The following is an 18,230-nucleotide window of genomic DNA, read 5'->3' as shown; positions in this document are numbered from 1 at the left end:
GCGGACTTGCCAGCCGGGCAAACGCCCTCCCAAGCCAGCATGCCATCCGGCGCGTGTGATCGCGGCTTCCAGCCTATCCCGGCGCGGGATGCCCCTCTGGCCATTTAACCCCTCACATGCCACAAGCCCGCCAAACTGACCCAGCGGAGACATCCATGCATATCGCCTCGCTCATCGCTCGCCCCGGCCATCTCGATCCGGCGCTCGTGGAAGCCCTGCGCAACGCGCTTGGCGGTGGCACCGCCGACTGGCTGTCTCCTGATGAAGCGGCGGAGTTTCCGCTCCAGACGCTGCCGGGCAATATCGAAGACATCCGCCGCTCCATAGCCGAACAGGCGGATCTCAACATCGTGCCCGCACAGAACCGGCGCAAGGCGCTGCTTATCGCGGACATGGACAGCACCATGATCGAGCAGGAATGCATCGACGAGCTGGCCGAAGAAGCCGGTGTCGGCGCGCATGTGAAGGACATCACCGCGCGTGCCATGAACGGGGAACTGGATTTCGAAGGCGCGCTGACGGAGCGCGTGGCACTGCTCAAGGACCAGCCCGAAACGGTGATCCAGCGCGTGATCGACACCCGGATCACGCTGATGCCCGGCGGGCGGGCGTTGGTGTCCACCATGAAGGCCAATGGCGCCCACGCCGCGCTTGTATCGGGCGGCTTCACCGCGTTCACCAGCCGGATTGCCGACATGCTCGGGTTTGACGAGAACCGCGCCAATACGCTTCTGACGGATGACGGTGTTCTCACCGGACAGGTCGGGATGCCGATCCTCGGGCGCGATGCCAAGGTCAGCGCCCTCGAGGAGATCACGGCCAGCCTGGGAAAGACGCCCGACGATGCCATCGCAGTCGGCGACGGGGCGAACGATCTGGGGATGTTGGGGCTCGCCGGGCTGGGCGTCGCGCTGCACGCCAAGCCGACCGTGCAGGCGCAATGTGATTTGCGCGTGAACCACGGCGATCTGACCGCGCTGCTCTATCTTCAGGGCTACGCCCGCGCGGATTTCCAGAGCTGAACGACCCGAACCGCAGCGGCCGCCAAACCGGGGTCAGATCAGCCCCGCGACGGGAGCCATGTGTCCGGTTACCTTGCCATCCCAATTGCGGATCTCCGGTTTCAGGAAGCGGGCCACATCCGGATGGTCCGCCTCCAGCGCTCCCATGCGCACAAGCAGCGCCGCGATTGCGCAATTGGACGCGCGCGTTGCGCCGTCGGCGATCTTGAGGGCAATGCCCTGCTGCCGCTTCGGCAGGATCGCGATAAAGAAGCCCTCCGCGCCGGTCTTGACCACCAGCGGCTCTCGCGCCGCCCGCATCAGAAGCGTGCAGGCACGGCCCTTGCCTGCCACAAGCTCCGGATGTGTGGCCATTGCCTTCACAAGAAGCGCTGCGCCAAGGCTGCGCTTGTTGTCGCGCTTGTGCGCGCTGGCAAAGAACGCCATCGCGCGGGCGATCCCCGCGATCGAGGCCGCGTGGTTCGGCGCGGAACACCCGTCGATCCCGAATCCCGGGCTGGTTTCGTCGGTCAGGGCATTGAACATCTCAAGCACCCCCACCTGCACCGGGTGCGACGGATCGCAATAGTCCAGGTCCGCCCCGAGGTGCCGCGCCAGCGTGAGAAAGCCCACATGCTTGCCCGAGCAATTGTTATGCACCCGCTCACCGCTTTCACCGGCCCGGATCATCTGAAGCTTCAGATCCCTGTCGCGTGACATCTGCGGCCCACAGACCAGCGCCCTTTCATCGAGCTCCTGATCCGCGAGCCACTCGCGCACCAGCCCGACATGCATTGGGGCACCCTCATGCGAGGCACAGGCCAGCGCAAGGTGTCGCAATGTCAGCCCCGCAGCGTCCGCCGCCCCGGATGCCACGAGTGGCAGGGCCTGAATCATCTTGATCGCGCTTCGCGGCAGACAGATCGCCCCCGGATCACCCCAGGCTTCAACCATCCCGGCAGACCTGTCCCAAAGGACGGCATGACCGCAATGCAGGCTTTCCACGAAGGGGCCACGGTGGATCTCGACCATGGGAGCGGCTCTCTGGGTCATTGGATACCTCACGTCTGAGCGATAATCTGCCAACAGGGCTTTCAGAGCACCGTTTTTTCAGCGTATTCTACCCGCGTCGAGGATAAATGACACATCGATCCTGATAAGGCTCGGAACGGGGTCACGGATTGATGCATGTTTTTGGGGCATGGACAGCTGGAGGCTGCAGGAATGACAACAGGACTTGGGCGGACGATCGGCGCGGGTCTGATTGGTTTGGCGTGTATGGCCGGCGTGGCAATGGCTCAGGAAGAGAGCACATCGCGCGTGGATGCCATGACGGACTGGTCGGTTTTCGAAGAGCAAAACCCCCGCGAGTGCTGGGCCGTGACGACCTACAAGGAAAGCGTGAACACCAAGGATGGCCGGGTCGTTGCCGTGACCCGGGGCGACATCCTTCTCATGGTGTTCTATCGTCCGGGCGATAACGTGAGCGGGCAGGTCGCCTTTACCGGGGGGTATCCCTTCGCAAACGGGTCTACCGTGAACGTGGATATCGGTGGCACGGAATTCGAGCTCTATACCGAGGGCGAATGGGCCTGGCCGCCGACAGCGCAGGATGACGCCAAGCTCGTGACCGCCATGAAGCGCGGGGCGAATGCAGTGCTGACCGCGGTATCGTCGCGCGGCACCACGACAAAGGACACGTTCTCCCTGCTCGGCTTCACCGCCGCGATAGAAGACGCCGAACGGCGCTGCTCGAGCTGATCCCAGCACAAGGCGGCATGCGGAGCAGCGGCGTGCTGCCGTTCTGATCCTGTCCCTTGGCGATTGAGGCCGGGAGGCGCATTTGCCATCAGGCTTATCGCATGGTGCGGACGTGGCGCAGGCGAGGCTTCTATGGCAAAGGCCCACCACGCGGGCCTTGCGGCCCCGTCGCCGCGCCATACATCACCAAACAGGGTCGGGGCGCGTCATTGCCGCGCCCTTTGTCTTTTCTGCCGAATCCTGTATGGGCGAGGCTTCCCAGACGAGAGAGTTGCCATGTCGAGCTCAGCACCGATCACACAGGACGTGATGACGATTCCGCGCAAACTGCCGGACAGCGACAAGACCAACCTTGTCGGGTTGACCCGTGACGGCATGCGCACGGCCCTTCTGGAAGCGGGCACGCCCGAAAAGCAGATCAAGATGCGGCTGAACCAGGTCTGGCAATGGGTCTATCACTGGGGCGTGCGTGACTTTGCGCAGATGACCAATCTTTCCAAGGATTACCGCGCCCTTCTGGCGGATCGCTTCGAGATCAGCCTGCCCGAGGTTGTCTCGCGCCAGGTTTCTGCCGATGGAACGCGCAAATACCTTGTCCGGATTGCCGGCGGGCATGAGGTCGAGGTTGTCTATATCCCCGAGACCGACCGTGGCACGCTTTGTATTTCGAGCCAGGTTGGTTGCACGCTGACCTGCTCCTTCTGTCATACAGGCACCCAGAAGCTGGTGCGCAACCTCACGGCCGGCGAGATCGTGGGCCAGATCATGCTCGCACGCGACGACCTCGACGAATGGCCGACCCCCGGCGCGCCAAAAGACGAGACCCGGCTTCTGAGCAATATCGTCCTCATGGGGATGGGCGAGCCGCTCTATAACTTCGACAATGTGCGCGACGCGATGAATATCGCGATGGACGGTGAAGGCATTGCGCTGTCGCGGCGTCGGATCACCCTGTCGACATCCGGCGTCGTGCCGGAGATTGCGCGCTGTGCCGAGGAGATCGGCTGCCTGATGGCGGTCAGCTTCCATGCAACGACCGACGCGGTACGGGACAAGCTTGTTCCGATCAACAAGCGGTGGAATATCGAAAGCCTGCTCGACGCGCTGCGGGCCTATCCGCGCTTGTCGAACTCGGAGCGGATCACCTTCGAATATGTGATGCTCAAGGATGTCAATGACAGCGATGCCGATGCCCGCCGCCTCGTGAAGCTGATCCAGGGTATCCCGGCCAAGATAAACCTGATCCCGTTCAACGAATGGCCCGGTGCCCCCTATGAGCGGTCCGACTGGTCCCGGATCGAAGCCTTTGCCGATATCGTGCACAAGGCGGGCTATGCGTCGCCGATCCGCACACCGCGAGGCGAGGATATCATGGCCGCCTGTGGGCAGCTCAAATCCGCAACCGAACGCGCGCGCAAATCGCGCCGCGCCATAGAAGCCGAAGCGGGCCTGTCTTCCTGAGACGCTGCGATCGATGCCCTCAAGCGCCGCGCCGCGCGGCGTGTCGAGAAACGGCTTGCATATTTCTGAGTGTTTTAGTCAGATAGGGCCAACCCTTGAGGGAGGTCCGCCGTGCATCAGACATCCATCACCGCGACCGCGTCGTCCTTGCGCGGACCGGAGCGCCGGGTGATCGCGCTGCTGCGCGCCTGGCACGCCGGGGAAGCGCACCAAGCCGCCGCGTGGAAAGATCTGTGCAAAAGCCTCGGAGTCGCCCGCGCACGCGGCTGCCTGCGCGCCTTCGAGGAGATGCTGGCGCTGATGGACCGTCACGGTTGGCGCTGTCTGACAATCCTGCCGGAAACAGCGGAGGGCTGGTCAGAAGATGAGCTCTCGGTTGCGCGCTTTGTCATGGCTGCGACCGAACAACAGCGCGATGTCGCGTTGTCCGAAGCCGCGTTCCTTGTCCGCCCCTCCGCGTTGCTGCCGCTTCTGACCACGGCCTCCCGCTTCGGACTGCCCTTGCTCTGCGAAGACTGCCGGGCGCGCGTCATGGGCCGCGCCTAGCGCCCCGGCAACCAGAGCGCCAATGACGGAAACAGGATCAACAGCGCGACAACACAAAGCGAGCACAGGATAAACGGGATCGCGGACAGATAAATGTCGCGCATCGTGGTCTCCTTTGGCGCGACCCCTTTCATCACGAAAAGCAACAAACCGAAGGGCGGTGTCGTGAAGCTGATCTCCAGCGCAAGCAGCATGATCAGCCCGAACCAAACCGGATCAAATCCAAGCTGCACCGCCAAGGGGAAGAAAATCGGAACGGTGAGCAACATGATGGAGATCTGCTCCATGAACATGCCCAGCACAAGCAGCACCGCGAACATCACGAGGAGCATCATGACAGGGTCGAGCTCAAAGCCCGTGGCCCAGGAAATCAGCCCGCGCGATGCGCCCGAGAACGCGAGCAGCTGACTGAAGGTCGCCGAGCCGAAAACGATGAGATAGGCCATCAGCGTGACCTTGAGCGCTCCGGTGACGGAGCGCTTTATCGCCTCCCAGGTCAGGCAGCGAAAGACAAGCGCGAGGATGAGCACCCCGAGCGCGCCGAAGGCCGCAGCTTCCGACGGCGTGACAATCCCCCCGATCATCATGATGACGATCACGATCATCAACCCGACCATCGGCACCACGTCGCGCAGGAAAAGCCCCAACCGGGCGGCGAGCGTCATCGGGTCCACGTCATAGGCGGGCGCCGCGTCCGGATCGATCCGCGTCTGCAGCCAGATCGTCCCGATGTAAAACCCCGCGAGGATCAGACCCGGGACAACCCCTGCAATCAGAAGCGCGCCCACATCGATCTGGGCCAGCGTCGCCAGAAGCACCGCAAGGGCAGAGGGCGGAATGATGATCGCAAGCCCGCCGGTGCCGAGTATGGGCCCGATCGACATGTGCTTCTTGTAGCCGCGCTTGGTCATCTCCGGCACCATCAGGCTGCCAAGCAAGGCCGTGGATCCCATGGATGACCCCGACAGGGTGGAAAAGCCCGTGCCACCCAGAACCGTCACGTAAGACAACCGCCCCGGCAGGCGCCCGAGCAACCGGTCAATGGCGTTGAACATCCGCGCCCCGAGCCCGGTGTGAAAGAAGATCTCTCCCATCAGGAGAAAGAGCGGGATCGGAACAAGCGCAAAGGTCGTGAGCGAGCCGAACCCGTTGTTGAGCAACTGCGTGATGCCAACCGCACCGCCCATGAAAACCCAGGCGCCCATGATGTTTGCCGCCAAAAAGGCAAGCGCGACCGGCATCCCGATCGCCATGAGCACCACGATACTGCCCAAAAGCAGAGCCAGCGCCTCAAACCACTCCATGCGATGACCCCTCGTCAGCTGCGCAGGCGCAGAACGCGCGTTTTCGATCCTGTCTCAATCGTGGATACCCGCTTCACCCGAATGCAGCAGTTCCCGGCCAAAGACATAGCGGCCGAACTCGACCGCCATCAGGCCAAAGCTGATCGGAAAGGCGATAGTCAGGATCCATTTCGGTGTGAAATAGGCCCGCACGTCAAAATCCCTGCGCTCGACATTGGTCATAAAGAGCTCCCCGCCCTTCCATGCGAGGATCACGCAGACCAGAACGCAAAGCGCGGAAACCGAGCGGCTCACCACCCGCCGCGCCGGGCCCGGCAACGCCGCCGTGACAAGCTCGATATGCACATGGCCCTTTTCCCGGACCAACCATGGCGATCCCAGCATCGTCATGTACAGCAAGGCATATTCAGACGAGGTGAAGAGCCAGGCAAACGGCTGGACACCAAGGTTTCGCATCGTGACCGACAGCACGATCGACACCATGAGCCACACAAGCATCAAGGCGGCGACAAGCGCCATGGCAAGAATGAGCCCATCATAGATCCGGATCGCGGCTTTCATACCTGCATTCCACCTTCCTCGACGCGCATGGTCTCTCGAACAGGAGGCAGATTCTCGTGCCTTCCGAGGCCCGAGAGCCCGCGCGTTTCTTTGGGCTTCAAATATCCCGGGGGAGTCCCAACGGGACGGGGGCAGCGCCCCCACCCCTTTCGGCGGATGACCGACCTTCCGGACACCTGCCCATTATGCGATCAGTCCGCGTAAAAGAGTTCGATCAGACGGTCATAGTTGGCCAGACCGTCCGGATGCGCTTCCATCTGCGTGCGCATCCGCTCGAACGTTTTTTCGCGTGCGGCGGCGAGATAATTGTCGCGCGCCTCGCCTTCGAGTTCGAAGACCTGCATGCCGCCCTCTTCGAGCGCCGCGAATTGTTCGTCACGCATCGCGCCAAGCTTGGCAGCCGAAGACGCTTCGTGCTCGATCGCCACGTCCTGCAGGATGGTGCGGGCCTCTTCGGACAAACCGTTCCACGTATCGAGATTCACGATCACGCCAAGGTCGGTCGAGAAGAAGTTGGGTTCGATGCGCCAGTTCAGGAACTCGTTCCACTTCAGGTCGATCAGGCCGATCTGCGTCCAGCCCGTGGCATTGACCACACCGCGCTCAAGGCCGGAATACACGTCGGTGGTCGGCAAATCGATGACCTGCGCGCCGAGATACTCGGTGAAGAATGCGTTGTAGACCGCGTTGCCGCGCAGTTTCCAGTCTTCGATCAGCAGGTTGCCATTCTCATCCGTTTGCGGCTCTTCCACGGACCACAGGTTGTAGGAGACATTGCTGTCAAACCAGCCAAGGTATTTCACACCCATCTTGGACTGGTGAATTTCGTCGATCAGGGCAATACCGCCGTTTTCGCGCGTTTCCACAGCGGTGAGGTTGGACCCCACAAGCGCATCCTTCTCGGGCAGGGTGCCTGCATAGAAGCTGCCCGGGGTATAGACCATGTCCACCACGCCGTTGCGGACCGCATCAGGCTGCTGGAACATGCCAATCGCCTCGGGGCCGCCGCGGACCTCGATCTGGATCACGCCTTCACCGGCCTCATTCACCTTGTCGACAAATTCCAGAAAGCTCTTGGTGTAGACCAGCGTTTCGGGAAACGCATGCACCGCGCTGATGGTCTCTTCGGCATGCGCCGCAACACCCACCAGCGCCGTTCCGGCGACAAGGCCGCCCATCAAGGTCATCTTCATCATGTCTTCTCCTTATTGTGGCGGACGGCCCTGCCGCCCCTCCCGTTGGTCTCTGGCGCTGCTCCCCGCGCCTTTGTCTTGATCCGGTCAGACGGATCGTTTTGCCCCGGGCCAGGCCCAGGGAAACCGTGTTGCGCGCCGCTCTGCAAACTGCGCTATCGCGTCGGAATGCTGCGCCGTCAGGTCGATATCATCCCAACCGTTGCGCAGCTTGAGACCCCATGTGGGATCAAGGTCAAATCTGTGTTCGGCGCCACCCATCCGGATCAATCCGGCCTCCAGATCCACCCGCACAGGCGCGGCCCCATCCCCCAGGGACCGGATCATTTGGTCAACCATGTCTTCTGGAAGCGCCGCAGGAAGCAATCCGTTATTGACCGCATTGCCGGCAAAGATGTCGCCGAAACTCGGGGCGATGACGACCCGGAACCCGGCATCCACAAGCGCATAGACCGCGGCCTCGCGCGAGGATCCGGAGCCGAAATTCCGGCGTGCAACCAGAACGCTGGCCTCCGGGTGACGGTCGAGCGGGAAATCCTGCGCGCCCTCCCGCAGGTCATGCAGCAGGAAGCGGCCATATCCCTCGCTGCGCGGTGTCGACATGAACCGCGCAGGGATCAACTGGTCGGTATCGATATTCTCGATCGGGAGCGCCACCGCATGGCCCTCATGCTGATCCCACCCCCGCATCACGCTGCCCTGTCCTTCAACAGGGGACGCGCATCACACAGCGTCCCGGTGACAGCTGCCGCGGCCACCATGACCGGCGACATGAGGTGCGTGCGGGCACCGCGCCCTTGTCGGCCACGGAAGTTGCGGTTGGTCGAGGAGGCACAGCGTTTGCCCGGCGCCACGAGGTCACCATTCATGCCCACGCAGAGCGAACAGCCAGATGCGACCCAGTCCAGCCCGGCCTCGATAAAGATCCGGTCCAACCCCTCGTCCTCGGCCTGCTTTCGCACGATCATCGACCCCGGCGAGACAAGCCCCGGCACCTTTGCCTGCCGCCCGGCAAGCACCGCCGCCGCCGCGCGCAGGTCCTCGATCCGGGCGTTTGTGCAGGACCCGAGAAAGACCTGATCGACCGGGGTTCCGGCAATCGGCCTGCCCGGCGCAAGCCCCATGTAGTCCAGTGCGGCGCGCACCTTGGCGGCCTCTGCATCCGGCAAGCCGGCGGGATCCGGCACGGTCCCGTCTATCGGCAAGGCCTGATCCGGCGCGGTGCCCCATGTCACCGTCGGCGCGATCTCGGCCGCATCCAGCCGCACTTCCCGGTCGAAGCGCGCCTCCGCATCGGTCACGAGCCCGCGCCAGTCGTCGACAGCGGCATCCCAGGCTGCCCCGCCGGGCGCATAGGGCCGCCCCTTGAGATAGGCGAAGGTGGTTTCATCCGGCGCCACCATGCCAAAGCGCGCGCCGCCTTCGATGGAGAGGTTGCACAAGGTCATGCGCCCCTCCATCGACAAGGCCCGCACCGCGGAGCCCGCATATTCGATGGCGTGCCCGGTCGCGCCGGACGTGCCGAGACGCGCGATCCAGCCAAGCGCGACATCCTTCGCCGAGACGCCGGGCGCGAGGCGACCGTCAATTGTGATCCGCATGGCGCGGGGTTTGCGTTGCGGGATGGTTTGGGTGGCAAGCACATGAGCCACTTGCGTCGCACCGATCCCGAAGCCCAAAGCACCAAACGCGCCATGGGTGGAGGTGTGGCTGTCTCCGCAATTGATCAACAACCCCGGTAACGTGAGACCCTGCTCCGGACCGACCACATGCACGATACCCTGACGCGGGTCGCGCAGGCCGAAGATCTCGAGTCCATGGGTTTGCGCGTTGCCGTCCAGCGTGTCGATCATGCGGCGGATGTCTGGCGCGGCGATGGTGTCGCGGTTGCGGGTGGGCGCATAATGATCGACCACCGCAAATGTCAGCTCGGGCGCATAGACACGCTGTCCACGCTCCTTGAGCCTGGCAAAAGCGTGATGCGACCCTTCGTGGACCAGATGCCGGTCCACCCACAGCAAGGAAACACCCTCCGCATCGCGCCGGATCTCATGCGCCTTCCAAAGCTTGTCGAGAAGAGTCTGCGGTGCAATCATGCCGGTCCCTCATCGGGCTCTTGCGTGCCCGCCTCGGACACGGGCGCGATCACGGGCTCCCAATGCCGCGCCTCGCCGTCACCGACCCGCGCAAGATCCATTTCGAGCCGGAACATGTCCGACCGGTAAAGCGCGGATAGATATTCCACGCCGCGGCCATCCGCGTCGCGCACCACCCGCCGCACGGACAGCAATGCGGACCCAACCGAAACGCCGAGCGCATCGGCCACATCCGGGGCCGCAAGCGCCGCGGTCACGCTCTGGTGACCGGTGCCAATCTGCACACCGCCGCGTTCCAAAAGGCGAAAGAGCGGCGTCGTGGCGAGGTCATTTTCGGAATAGTGTCGCGCGATCTCTTCCGGCACATGGGTCGTCAGATGCGAAAAGGCCTGCCCCTCCGAGGACCGCACGCGGATCGCCGTCTGCACCCGGGCACCCACCTCAAGTCCAAGCGCCGCGCGCACCGGCCCGGGCGCCTCGCCATAGGAAAAGGACAACAGCCGCGCCTGTGTGCTCTGCCCCATCTCGACAAGCTGCGGTATCAGTGTCGTCATATCCGCCGCGATGACTCCATCGCCACCCGCGGCGGGGCGCACCATGGTGCCCGAGCCTACGCGCCGGTCGATCAACCCATCACTGTCCAGAGCCTCCAGCGCCCGACGCACCGTAACGCGCGACACGCCAAATTGCGCGGCAAGGCGTTGCTCGCCCGGCAGGGCCGTGCCCGGTGAAAGCACGCCGCCGGTGATGTCATCGCGGAGCAGAAGATAGACCCGTCGGGCCTTTCCTCCTTCCGGCAGAGTTGCCTTCCCAGCGTCGCGCAACAGATTTCCCTCATGCAAGATTGTCGCACCTTACGCGTAAGGCGAAGGAAAAGCAACAATCGGTATCTTCAGAACGATGATTATTTGCACTTTCTATATACCACTAATTGTATTACAAAAAATACATATCGAGGGAGGTAAGCGCATGCCTATTGTCGAGCTTCATTTGCTCAAGGGGTATGAGTCCGAAGCCAAATCACGCCTTGGGCGTGATCTGACAAATGCGATTCGCATGACGGTTCCTGCCGCGCCGGAGGCCATCACAGTCCTCATTCACGAGCGGGACCGCGACCAGTACATGCGCGGCGGCACCCACCGCGACGGGGCGCCCGCCCTGCCCGATCCTGCTGCCCTGGTGCAGTGCTATCTCAAGGCGATGGAAGCCCGAGACCTCGACAGGGCGCGGACCTGCCTCGCGCCCGGCTTTTCCATGCAGTTTCCCGGCACGGCGCCGATGCACAGCCTCGACGCGCTGATCGACTGGGCGCGGCCGCGTTACCGCTTCGTGACCAAAGCCTATGAGGGAATCGACTGCGCGCAATCCGAGACGGCGAGCATCGTCTATGCACGCGGCACGCTGTCGGGTGAATGGCCGGATGGCACGCCCTTTGCCGGCATCCGCTTTATCGACCGGTTCGAGCTTGAGGGCGGGCTGATAACGAAACAAGAGGTTTGGAACGACATCGCCGAGGTCAAGGCGGCGTCGCAGGCCACGTCCGGGAAAGGAACCCCATGAGCGAGATCGACCCGATCACCCTCGCCGTCCTGGCGGGCCGCATGGAGCAAATCGCCGACGAGATGGACGCGACACTGTTCCGCTCCGCTTTCAACCCGATCATCGCGGAGGCGCATGACGCCAGCCATGGGCTTTATCACGCCACATCCGGCGACACGCTTGTGCAAGGCAAGTCCGGGCTGCCGATCTTCGTCGGCGTGATGAGCTTTGCGGTCAAGGCGGTGATCGACAAGGCGGCGGTGGATGGCGACCTCGCCGATGGCGACATCTACATCTTTAACGACGCCCATCTTGGCGGCACCCATCTGTCGGACATGCGGCTGGTGCGGCCGTATTTCCACGAGGGGCAGCTGTTTTGCTACCTCGCCTCGGTCGGGCATTGGCACGATGTGGGCGGGGCGGTCCCGGGCAACTACAACCCGGCCGCGACAGATGCGTTTCAGGAAGCTTTTGTGCTGCCGCCCGTGAAACTCGCGCGCAAGGGCGCGATAAACAGCGATATTGTTGACATCCTGATGCGCAACACCCGCCTGCCGCAATCGGCGCAGGGAGACCTGAACGGTCAGCTTGGCGCGCTGGACCTCGGTGTCAGGCGCATGGATGCGCTCCTTGCCGAATACGGGGCCGACACCGTGCGCGCGGCGCTCGATGCGCTGTCGAACCGCGCGGAAGCCCTGATGGAGGCCGAATTGGATGGGCTTCCGGACGGTCGCTGGGAGGCAGAGGACTACCTCGACAATGACGGCATCGAGGACGTGGCCCTGCCGATCAAGGTCGCGCTTGAGATCAAGGGCAACCGGATGGTGCTCGACTTCGACGGCACCGCCCCGCGCTGCGCCGGGCCGGTCAACATTGCGCTGCCCACCGCAGTCGCCACGGCCTATGTGGCCATCAAGCACGTCTTTCCCGCACTGCCCGCCAATGCCGGGGTGATGCGGCCCATCGATGTGCGCATTCCTGAAGGCTCGCTGCTCGCCGCAGAGTTTCCTGCACCGGTGGGCGGCTATACAGAAACCATCATGCGCATGATCGACGTGATCTTTTCCGCCATGGCCAAAGCCGCGCCGGATCGCGTGGTCGCCAATGCCTATGGCACGATCAACGCCCTGTCGATTGCCGGCAAACGGGCCGACGGAAAGCCCTGGGTCATGTTCTCCTTCTATGGCGGCGGCCACGGCGGCTCGCCGGAAAGCGACGGTCTGAACCACGGCAACGCGCCGATCTCCACCGCGACGATCCCGCCGATGGAAATCCTCGAAGCGGCCTACCCGGTGATGTTCCGCGAATGGGCTCTGCGCCCCGACAGCGCGGGTGCCGGGATTCATCGCGGCGGCCTTGGCGCCCGCTACGAGATCGAAGTTCTTGAGGAGAATGGCGCCGAAGCGTTTCTTTTCGGTGAACGCGGACGCTTTGCCCCGCAAGGTGTTGCCGGCGGCGAACCCGGCGCCATGAATGTCTTTCACTTTCAGCAGGGGGATCACTGGGAGACCCCACCGCTTGCGTCGAAGATCCGGGGCATCACGCTCAAACAAGGCGAGGCCGTGCGGCTCGAAACGCCGGGCGGCGGCGGCTACGGCCCGTCAGCAGAGCGTGACCCGGCCGCGGTTGCACGCGACGTCGCACAGGGGTTCCTGAGCGCATCGGAGGCCGACCGCCTGTATGGCGCCGCATGGCAGGAGACAACGCGATGAGCCGCAAGACACATGACACCGATCAAGCCGCGCGCCGTATGGTTGGCGTCGATGTCGGCGGCACCTTCACCGATGTTTTCGTTCTGGATGAAGCCGCCGGCAAAGCCTCCGTGGCCAAGGTCCCGACCACCCGGCCAGACCAGTCGGGCGGTTTCCTCGCCGGGATCGGGCGCGAGGTCGACGACAAATCAACCCTCTCCGTGGTTGTGCATGGCACCACCGCGGGGACAAACGCGCTTCTCGAACGCAAGGGCGCGAAGATCGGCGTGATCACGACGCAAGGTCTGCGCGACGTTCTGGAGATGCGGCGCCGGGACCGGCCCCGCACCTGGGGTTTGCGCGGCGATTTCGAACCGGTGGTGCCGCGTGCCCTGCGGCTTGAAGTGCCCGAGCGCACGCTTGCCGACGGCACGATCCGGACGCCTGTGGACCTCGATGCGGTGCGCGCCGCCGGACAGATGCTGATCGACGAGGGCTGTCTTGCGGTGGCGGTGCTCTTTGCCAATGCCTATGCGAATCCCGAAAACGAGGCCCGGGCGGTCGAGGCACTGCGCGCGCTCTGGCCCAATGCGCATGTGTCCGCGTCTTCGGAAATCCTGCCGGAGATCCGCGAGTTCGAACGGTTTTCCACCACCGCGCTTAATGCCTATCTGCAGCCGGAAGTCTCGGGCTACCTGACCCGACTGGACGACGCGCTGCGCGATGCGGGCTTCGCGGGCGAGTTCATGATCGTGCAGTCCAATGGCGGGGTGATGCCCGTTGCAGAAGCCTCGCGCCTGCCTGTGCGGACCGCGCTGAGCGGCCCCGCAGCCGGTGTGATCGCCGCGGCCTATATCGCTGAAACAGCCGGGTTTCCGGATGTGATCACGGGCGACATGGGCGGCACCAGCTTTGACGTGAGCCTTGTTGCTGAAGGTCAACAGATGCTGAGCCCCCAGACCTCGATCGATTTCGGCATGGTCGTGCGCTCCCCGATGATCGAGATCACGACCATCGGCGCGGGCGGTGGCTCCATCGCGTGGGTCGACAAGGGCGGCTTGCTGAACATCGGGCCGGAAAGCGCGGGCTCAACGCCCGGCCCGGTCGCTTACGGCCAGGGCAACACGCGCCCCACCGTCACGGACGCAAACGTGGTGCTGGGGCGGATTGATCCGGACAACCCCATTGGCGGAAAGCTCGACCGGCTCGACGTGGACGCCGCCGCCCGCGCAATCGACACGCATGTGGGCGCGCCGCTTGGCCTTGATACCCTGCAGGCTGCCGAAGCGATCCTGCGCGTGGCAAACGCCCGCATGGCCGGTGCGATCCGGCTCGTCAGCATCGAGCGCGGCTTTGATCCCAAGCGCTTTGCCTTCATGCCCTTTGGCGGCGGCGGAGCGTTGCATTCCGGGGCGATGATGGCCGATGTGGGCCTTAGCCGCACGCTGGTGCCGCGCTACCCCGGCGTGACCTCGGCTCTGGGCTGCGTGATCGCGGACATGCGGCAGGATTTCGTGCAAACCGTGAATGCCATGCTGGACGGGATGGATACCGGCGCGCTCGGCTCCGTGATGCAGGACCATGTGGACAAGGGCCTTGCCCTGCTGGACGCAGCAGAGACACGGTTTGAGGCGCGCGAAACCGAATTTGCGCTCGATATGGCCTATCTCGGTCAGACGCATACGGTGTCCGTCCCGCTTGCGGTGACGGTCACTGACGGGGTCGTCACGCCACCGACACGGGAGCAGATCGCCGACGCCTTCGACGCCACCTACCGCGAGAGCTATGGCCGCCTGCTCCAGAATGGCGTGCGCCGGGTGATGAACCTGCGCTCCGCGGTGACCGGCAAGCGCCCCAAGTTCGACCTCACGACGCTGGCTCCCGAGGGCGGTTCCGTCGAGGCGGCGCGCAAGGGCACACGCCGCGTGCATTTCGGCGATGCATGGCACGAAACGGCAATCTATGACCGGCTTGCGCTGCCCATCGGGGCAACGATCGACGGGCCCGCGATCCTCGAACAGCCCGATACGACCGTCCTGATCGAACCGGAGCTGCATGGCACCGTCGACCGGTTCGGCAACACCATCATCACCGCGAAGGAGGGGTAACGCATGGCCCAGATCGACAGCATCGACCCCACGCGCACGGCGCTCCTGACCATCGACCTGCAAAACGACTTCCTGCATCCCGATGGCGCCTACGGGCGGGCGGGGCAATCCGCCCCCGCCATTGCCGCGCTGCCAGAGCGCATCCGGCCTTTGCGTGACGCACTGAAGGCCAAGGGCGGCGTTTATATCTCGGCCCAGTTCACGCTGGTGCCCGGCCCGGATGGCGAGCCGCTGATTGCGCCACATCTCAAGCAGCTCCGTCCCTTTCTCGGGCGGGGCGATTTCGCGCCGGGCAGCTGGGGCAACACGCTGGTCGATACGCTCTACCCGGCGGATTTCACAATCGAAAAGGTTGCCTATTCGGCCTTCTATCAGACCCGACTCGAATTCATCCTCAAGAAGATGGCGATCGACACGCTGATCGTTGGCGGGATCGTCACCAACGGGGGTGTCGCCTCGACCTTGCGCGACGCGCATCTGCGCGACATCGATACGATCATGCTCACCGATGGCTGTGCGGCGTTCAAGGATGCCGTGCACAAGGCGACGGTGACGTCCCTTGCAACGGTCTGTGGTCAGATGAGCTGCGCAGACGCCAAGGATCTTGTGGAGGGTGCGACATGGGTGTGAGTGATCTCAAGACGCGCCTGTCCCGTGATGCCATCCTCACGGCGCCCGGCGTCTATGACGGGCTCACTGCGTCGATCGCTGCGGAAGCCGGGTTCGAGGCGCTCTATCTCTCTGGCGCGGCGGTGGCATACACCCGTCTCGGACGTCCTGATATCGGTCTGACGACGGCGTCCGAGATGGCCGATACGATGGCCCTGATCGCCGACCGGACGGAGGTTCCGGTGATCATCGACGCCGATACCGGGTTTGGCAATGCGCTCAATGCGCAGCGGACCATGCGCATGTATGAACGGGCGGGCGCGTCGGCTTTGCAGGTCGAAGACCAGACCTATCCCAAACGCTGTGGCCACCTGAGCGACAAGTCCCTGATCCCTCCGGCGGAAATGGTCGGCAAGATCAAGGCCATGGCCGACACACGGGCCTCTGACGCAACGCTTATCATTGCGCGCACCGATGCCATCGCCGTCGAGGGGTTCGACGCCGCCATCGACCGGGCCGAGGCCTATACCGAGGCCGGTGCGGACGTGCTTTTCATCGAAGCCCCGCAATCCCTTGACCAGATGCGCGCCATCACGGAGCGCTTCTCGGGGCGCATTCCGCTCTTGGCCAATATGGTCGAAGGCGGCGCGACCCCGATCTCTTCGGCGGGCGATCTTGAAGCGATGGGGTTTTCCATCGTCATCTTTCCAGGGGGCATCGTGCGCGCGCTCGCGCGCACCGCACAGGAGTATTATGCCAGTCTCCACGCAAACGGATCGAACCGCCCGTTCAAGGATCGCATGTTCGACTTTTCCGGACTGAACGAGGTTATCGGCACGGAGGCCATGCTCAAGAAGGGCCAACGCTATGACGGTGGCTGATCGCTTTCCATCCTCGGCCCCATCGCCGGAGGCGTTCGATTTCTCGGTCGAGACGCTGATCCTTGGTGCCGGGGCCTGCGGTATGGTGGCCGCGCTTGCCGCTCGGGAAGCCGGTCAGGAGGTGCTCGTTCTGGAGGCGGACGCGGTGCCGTCCGGATCCACCGCGCTGTCCGCCGGCCTGATCCCGGCGGCAGGCACGGCACTGCAGACCGCCGCGGGGATCCGCGATGACCCCGCGCGTTTCGCCGCGGATATCCAGGCCAAGGCCAAGGGCGAAAACGATCCTGCGCTGGTCGAGGCGCTGGCGAAAGGCGCAGCCCCCGCCATCGATTGGCTGACCGAGCGTTTCGGGCTGCCGTTTTCCGTTGTGACCGATTTCGACTATCCCGGTCATTCGGCGCGGCGGATGCACGGCCTGCCCTCGCGCGCCGGGCGGGAGCTGGTGGACCGGCTCCGCGCGACCTGTGAAGCCGAGGGAGTCGACATCATCTGTGAGCGGCGCGGTGTTGTGCTGCATCACGACGCTGGGCATGTGACCGGGATGACCGTTGCCCTGCCCGATGGCAGCACCGAGCGCGTTGGGTGTGACAAGCTGATCCTTGCCTGCAACGGGTTTGGCGGCAACCGTCAAATGGTCACCGATCATATGCCGGACATCGCTGATGCGCTGTGGTTCGGGCATGACGGCAACCGTGGCGAGGCGGTGCAATGGGGCACGGCGCTGGGCGCGCGCACGCGGCATCTTGGCGCGTATCAGGGACACGGCAATGTCGCCCATCCGCATGGCATTCTCATCACTTGGGCGGTGATCACCGAAGGCGGCATTCAGGTGAACCGGGACGGGCAGCGTTTCTGGGACGAAAGCCAGGGCTATTCCGAGGCGGCCCGCGCCGTGATGGCGCAACCGGACGGCGCGGCATGGTCGATCTTCGACAGCCGCATCGCCGGCATCGCGCGCCAGTTCGAGGATTTCCAGACCGCCGAGGCGCAGGGCGCGGTTCACTCCGCAGACACGCCCGAGGCGCTGGCCCGAATGCTTGGCCTGCCCGCCGATGCCTTGTGCGCGACCCTCGCCGCGATCCCGGAGCACGGCGCGGACGCCTTTGGCCGCAGCTTCGCGAACCGGCTTGTCCCGCCCTATTGCGCGGTGCGCGTGACCGGTGCGCTGTTCCACACGCAAGGCGGGCTTGAGACCGATGGCACCGGGCGGGTGATTGCCAAGGATGGCACGCCTTTCCCCAACCTTTTTGCCGCCGGGGGCGCTGCTTGTGGCGTGTCGGGCAAGGGCGACAGCGGGTATCTCTCCGGCAATGGGCTGTTGTCGGCGGTGGTGCTCGGGCGCGCAGCGGGTATGGCGCCGACGACCGGGGGCAGCGCTCCCCGGCCCTGACAGGCCGTGTCGCCACATCCCGGGATGCGGTTACACGGGGCGGTCATGCGGAGGGTGGCGCGTGTCGCCGCGTCGCGCTAAAGCAAGCC

The 18,230-nt window shown here is 64.2% G+C and carries 17 protein-coding genes; 10 read left to right on the top strand and 7 right to left on the bottom strand.

Features of this window, described 5'->3' with window-relative positions; all coding sequences use genetic code 11:
* Window positions 1-155 precede the first annotated feature (155 nt).
* Entirely contained in the window at window positions 156-1,022 is an 867-nt protein-coding gene (gene serB / locus J1C49_RS01490; protein WP_227444019.1) for a phosphoserine phosphatase SerB, read from the top strand.
* 33 nt (window positions 1,023-1,055) lie between these two features.
* On the opposite strand, the gene J1C49_RS01485 is transcribed toward serB, so the two are convergent.
* A complete protein-coding gene (locus J1C49_RS01485) occupies window positions 1,056-2,054 on the bottom strand; it encodes an asparaginase (RefSeq protein ID WP_227444018.1) in 999 nt (332 codons plus the stop codon).
* A 171-nt stretch (window positions 2,055-2,225) separates the two neighbouring features.
* Between J1C49_RS01485 and J1C49_RS01480 the strand changes: the two genes are divergently transcribed.
* The 3 genes from J1C49_RS01480 to J1C49_RS01470 all read left to right on the top strand — a co-directional run bounded on the left by J1C49_RS01480 (window position 2,226) and on the right by J1C49_RS01470 (window position 4,769).
* Entirely contained in the window at window positions 2,226-2,762 is a 537-nt protein-coding gene (locus J1C49_RS01480; protein ID WP_227444017.1) for an invasion associated locus B family protein, read from the top strand.
* Between the two features lie 276 nt (window positions 2,763-3,038).
* Entirely contained in the window at window positions 3,039-4,223 is a 1,185-nt protein-coding gene (rlmN, locus tag J1C49_RS01475; RefSeq protein WP_227444015.1) for a 23S rRNA (adenine(2503)-C(2))-methyltransferase RlmN, read from the top strand.
* A gap of 111 nt (window positions 4,224-4,334) precedes the next feature.
* A complete protein-coding gene (locus tag J1C49_RS01470) occupies window positions 4,335-4,769 on the top strand; it encodes a hypothetical protein (protein WP_227444013.1) in 435 nt (144 codons plus the stop codon).
* Here J1C49_RS01470 and J1C49_RS01465 read toward each other — a convergent pair.
* The 6 genes from J1C49_RS01465 to J1C49_RS01440 form a co-directional block, all read right to left on the bottom strand.
* Window positions 4,766-6,073: a TRAP transporter large permease subunit gene (locus J1C49_RS01465; RefSeq protein WP_227444012.1), complete on the bottom strand. Its 1,308-nt coding sequence runs from the start codon at window positions 6,071-6,073 to the stop codon at window positions 4,766-4,768. The two genes, J1C49_RS01470 and J1C49_RS01465, sit on opposite strands and share 4 nt — an antisense overlap.
* A 54-nt stretch (window positions 6,074-6,127) precedes the next feature.
* Window positions 6,128-6,634 carry a TRAP transporter small permease gene (locus J1C49_RS01460; protein ID WP_227444011.1) on the bottom strand — a complete coding sequence of 169 codons (507 nt, stop codon included), beginning with the start codon at window positions 6,632-6,634 and terminating at the stop codon, window positions 6,128-6,130.
* A 191-nt stretch (window positions 6,635-6,825) separates the two neighbouring features.
* Entirely contained in the window at window positions 6,826-7,827 is a 1,002-nt protein-coding gene (gene dctP, locus J1C49_RS01455) for a TRAP transporter substrate-binding protein DctP (protein ID WP_227444190.1), read from the bottom strand.
* 87 nt (window positions 7,828-7,914) lie between these two features.
* Entirely contained in the window at window positions 7,915-8,517 is a 603-nt protein-coding gene (gene leuD / locus J1C49_RS01450; RefSeq protein ID WP_227444189.1) for a 3-isopropylmalate dehydratase small subunit, read from the bottom strand.
* Window positions 8,517-9,923 carry a 3-isopropylmalate dehydratase large subunit gene (gene leuC / locus J1C49_RS01445; protein ID WP_227444010.1) on the bottom strand — a complete coding sequence of 469 codons (1,407 nt, stop codon included), beginning with the start codon at window positions 9,921-9,923 and terminating at the stop codon, window positions 8,517-8,519. The genes leuD and leuC overlap by 1 nt, the downstream gene beginning before the upstream one ends.
* Window positions 9,920-10,747, bottom strand: a complete 828-nt coding sequence (locus tag J1C49_RS01440) for a GntR family transcriptional regulator (RefSeq protein ID WP_227444009.1) — start codon at window positions 10,745-10,747, stop codon at window positions 9,920-9,922. The genes leuC and J1C49_RS01440 overlap by 4 nt, the downstream gene beginning before the upstream one ends.
* Before the next feature lie 145 nt (window positions 10,748-10,892).
* Between J1C49_RS01440 and J1C49_RS01435 the strand changes: the two genes are divergently transcribed.
* The 6 genes from J1C49_RS01435 to J1C49_RS01410 are packed head-to-tail and all read left to right on the top strand — an operon-like array spanning window position 10,893 to window position 18,141.
* Window positions 10,893-11,483: a nuclear transport factor 2 family protein gene (locus J1C49_RS01435; protein ID WP_227444008.1), complete on the top strand. Its 591-nt coding sequence runs from the start codon at window positions 10,893-10,895 to the stop codon at window positions 11,481-11,483.
* On the top strand, window positions 11,480-13,174 hold the full coding sequence (locus tag J1C49_RS01430; protein ID WP_227444006.1) for a hydantoinase B/oxoprolinase family protein: 1,695 nt from the start codon (window positions 11,480-11,482) through the stop codon (window positions 13,172-13,174). The genes J1C49_RS01435 and J1C49_RS01430 overlap by 4 nt, the downstream gene beginning before the upstream one ends.
* Window positions 13,171-15,261, top strand: coding sequence for a hydantoinase/oxoprolinase family protein (locus J1C49_RS01425; protein ID WP_227444005.1), 2,091 nt, complete (start codon window positions 13,171-13,173; stop codon window positions 15,259-15,261). The genes J1C49_RS01430 and J1C49_RS01425 overlap by 4 nt, the downstream gene beginning before the upstream one ends.
* Before the next feature lie 3 nt (window positions 15,262-15,264).
* The gene (locus tag J1C49_RS01420) at window positions 15,265-15,891 is read left to right on the top strand and encodes a cysteine hydrolase family protein (protein ID WP_227444004.1); all 627 of its coding nucleotides are present in this window, start codon (window positions 15,265-15,267) and stop codon (window positions 15,889-15,891) included.
* Window positions 15,882-16,751: an oxaloacetate decarboxylase gene (locus J1C49_RS01415; protein WP_227444003.1), complete on the top strand. Its 870-nt coding sequence runs from the start codon at window positions 15,882-15,884 to the stop codon at window positions 16,749-16,751. The genes J1C49_RS01420 and J1C49_RS01415 overlap by 10 nt, the downstream gene beginning before the upstream one ends.
* The gene (locus J1C49_RS01410; RefSeq protein ID WP_227444001.1) at window positions 16,738-18,141 is read left to right on the top strand and encodes an FAD-dependent oxidoreductase; all 1,404 of its coding nucleotides are present in this window, start codon (window positions 16,738-16,740) and stop codon (window positions 18,139-18,141) included. The genes J1C49_RS01415 and J1C49_RS01410 overlap by 14 nt, the downstream gene beginning before the upstream one ends.
* Window positions 18,142-18,230: the final 89 nt, after the last annotated feature.

Source organism: Cognatishimia sp. F0-27 (genome assembly GCF_020667845.1).
Lineage (GTDB): Bacteria > Pseudomonadota > Alphaproteobacteria > Rhodobacterales > Rhodobacteraceae > JAFMPQ01.
Note: the sequence above shows the minus strand (reverse complement) of the source record. Positions and strands in the feature narration are given on the sequence as shown.

Coding starts and splice junctions, on each gene's coding strand:
- J1C49_RS01425 (WP_227444005.1), top strand. CDS start 13,171: ATGAGCCGCAAGACACATGACACCGATCAAGCCGCGCGCCGTATGGTT.
- J1C49_RS01465 (WP_227444012.1), bottom strand. CDS start 6,073: ATGGAGTGGTTTGAGGCGCTGGCTCTGCTTTTGGGCAGTATCGTGGTG.
- J1C49_RS01415 (WP_227444003.1), top strand. CDS start 15,882: ATGGGTGTGAGTGATCTCAAGACGCGCCTGTCCCGTGATGCCATCCTC.
- serB (WP_227444019.1), top strand. CDS start 156: ATGCATATCGCCTCGCTCATCGCTCGCCCCGGCCATCTCGATCCGGCG.
- J1C49_RS01485 (WP_227444018.1), bottom strand. CDS start 2,054: ATGACCCAGAGAGCCGCTCCCATGGTCGAGATCCACCGTGGCCCCTTC.
- leuC (WP_227444010.1), bottom strand. CDS start 9,923: ATGATTGCACCGCAGACTCTTCTCGACAAGCTTTGGAAGGCGCATGAG.
- J1C49_RS01410 (WP_227444001.1), top strand. CDS start 16,738: ATGACGGTGGCTGATCGCTTTCCATCCTCGGCCCCATCGCCGGAGGCG.
- J1C49_RS01420 (WP_227444004.1), top strand. CDS start 15,265: ATGGCCCAGATCGACAGCATCGACCCCACGCGCACGGCGCTCCTGACC.
- J1C49_RS01430 (WP_227444006.1), top strand. CDS start 11,480: ATGAGCGAGATCGACCCGATCACCCTCGCCGTCCTGGCGGGCCGCATG.
- J1C49_RS01435 (WP_227444008.1), top strand. CDS start 10,893: ATGCCTATTGTCGAGCTTCATTTGCTCAAGGGGTATGAGTCCGAAGCC.
- dctP (WP_227444190.1), bottom strand. CDS start 7,827: ATGAAGATGACCTTGATGGGCGGCCTTGTCGCCGGAACGGCGCTGGTG.
- leuD (WP_227444189.1), bottom strand. CDS start 8,517: ATGCGGGGGTGGGATCAGCATGAGGGCCATGCGGTGGCGCTCCCGATC.
- J1C49_RS01480 (WP_227444017.1), top strand. CDS start 2,226: ATGACAACAGGACTTGGGCGGACGATCGGCGCGGGTCTGATTGGTTTG.
- J1C49_RS01460 (WP_227444011.1), bottom strand. CDS start 6,634: ATGAAAGCCGCGATCCGGATCTATGATGGGCTCATTCTTGCCATGGCG.
- rlmN (WP_227444015.1), top strand. CDS start 3,039: ATGTCGAGCTCAGCACCGATCACACAGGACGTGATGACGATTCCGCGC.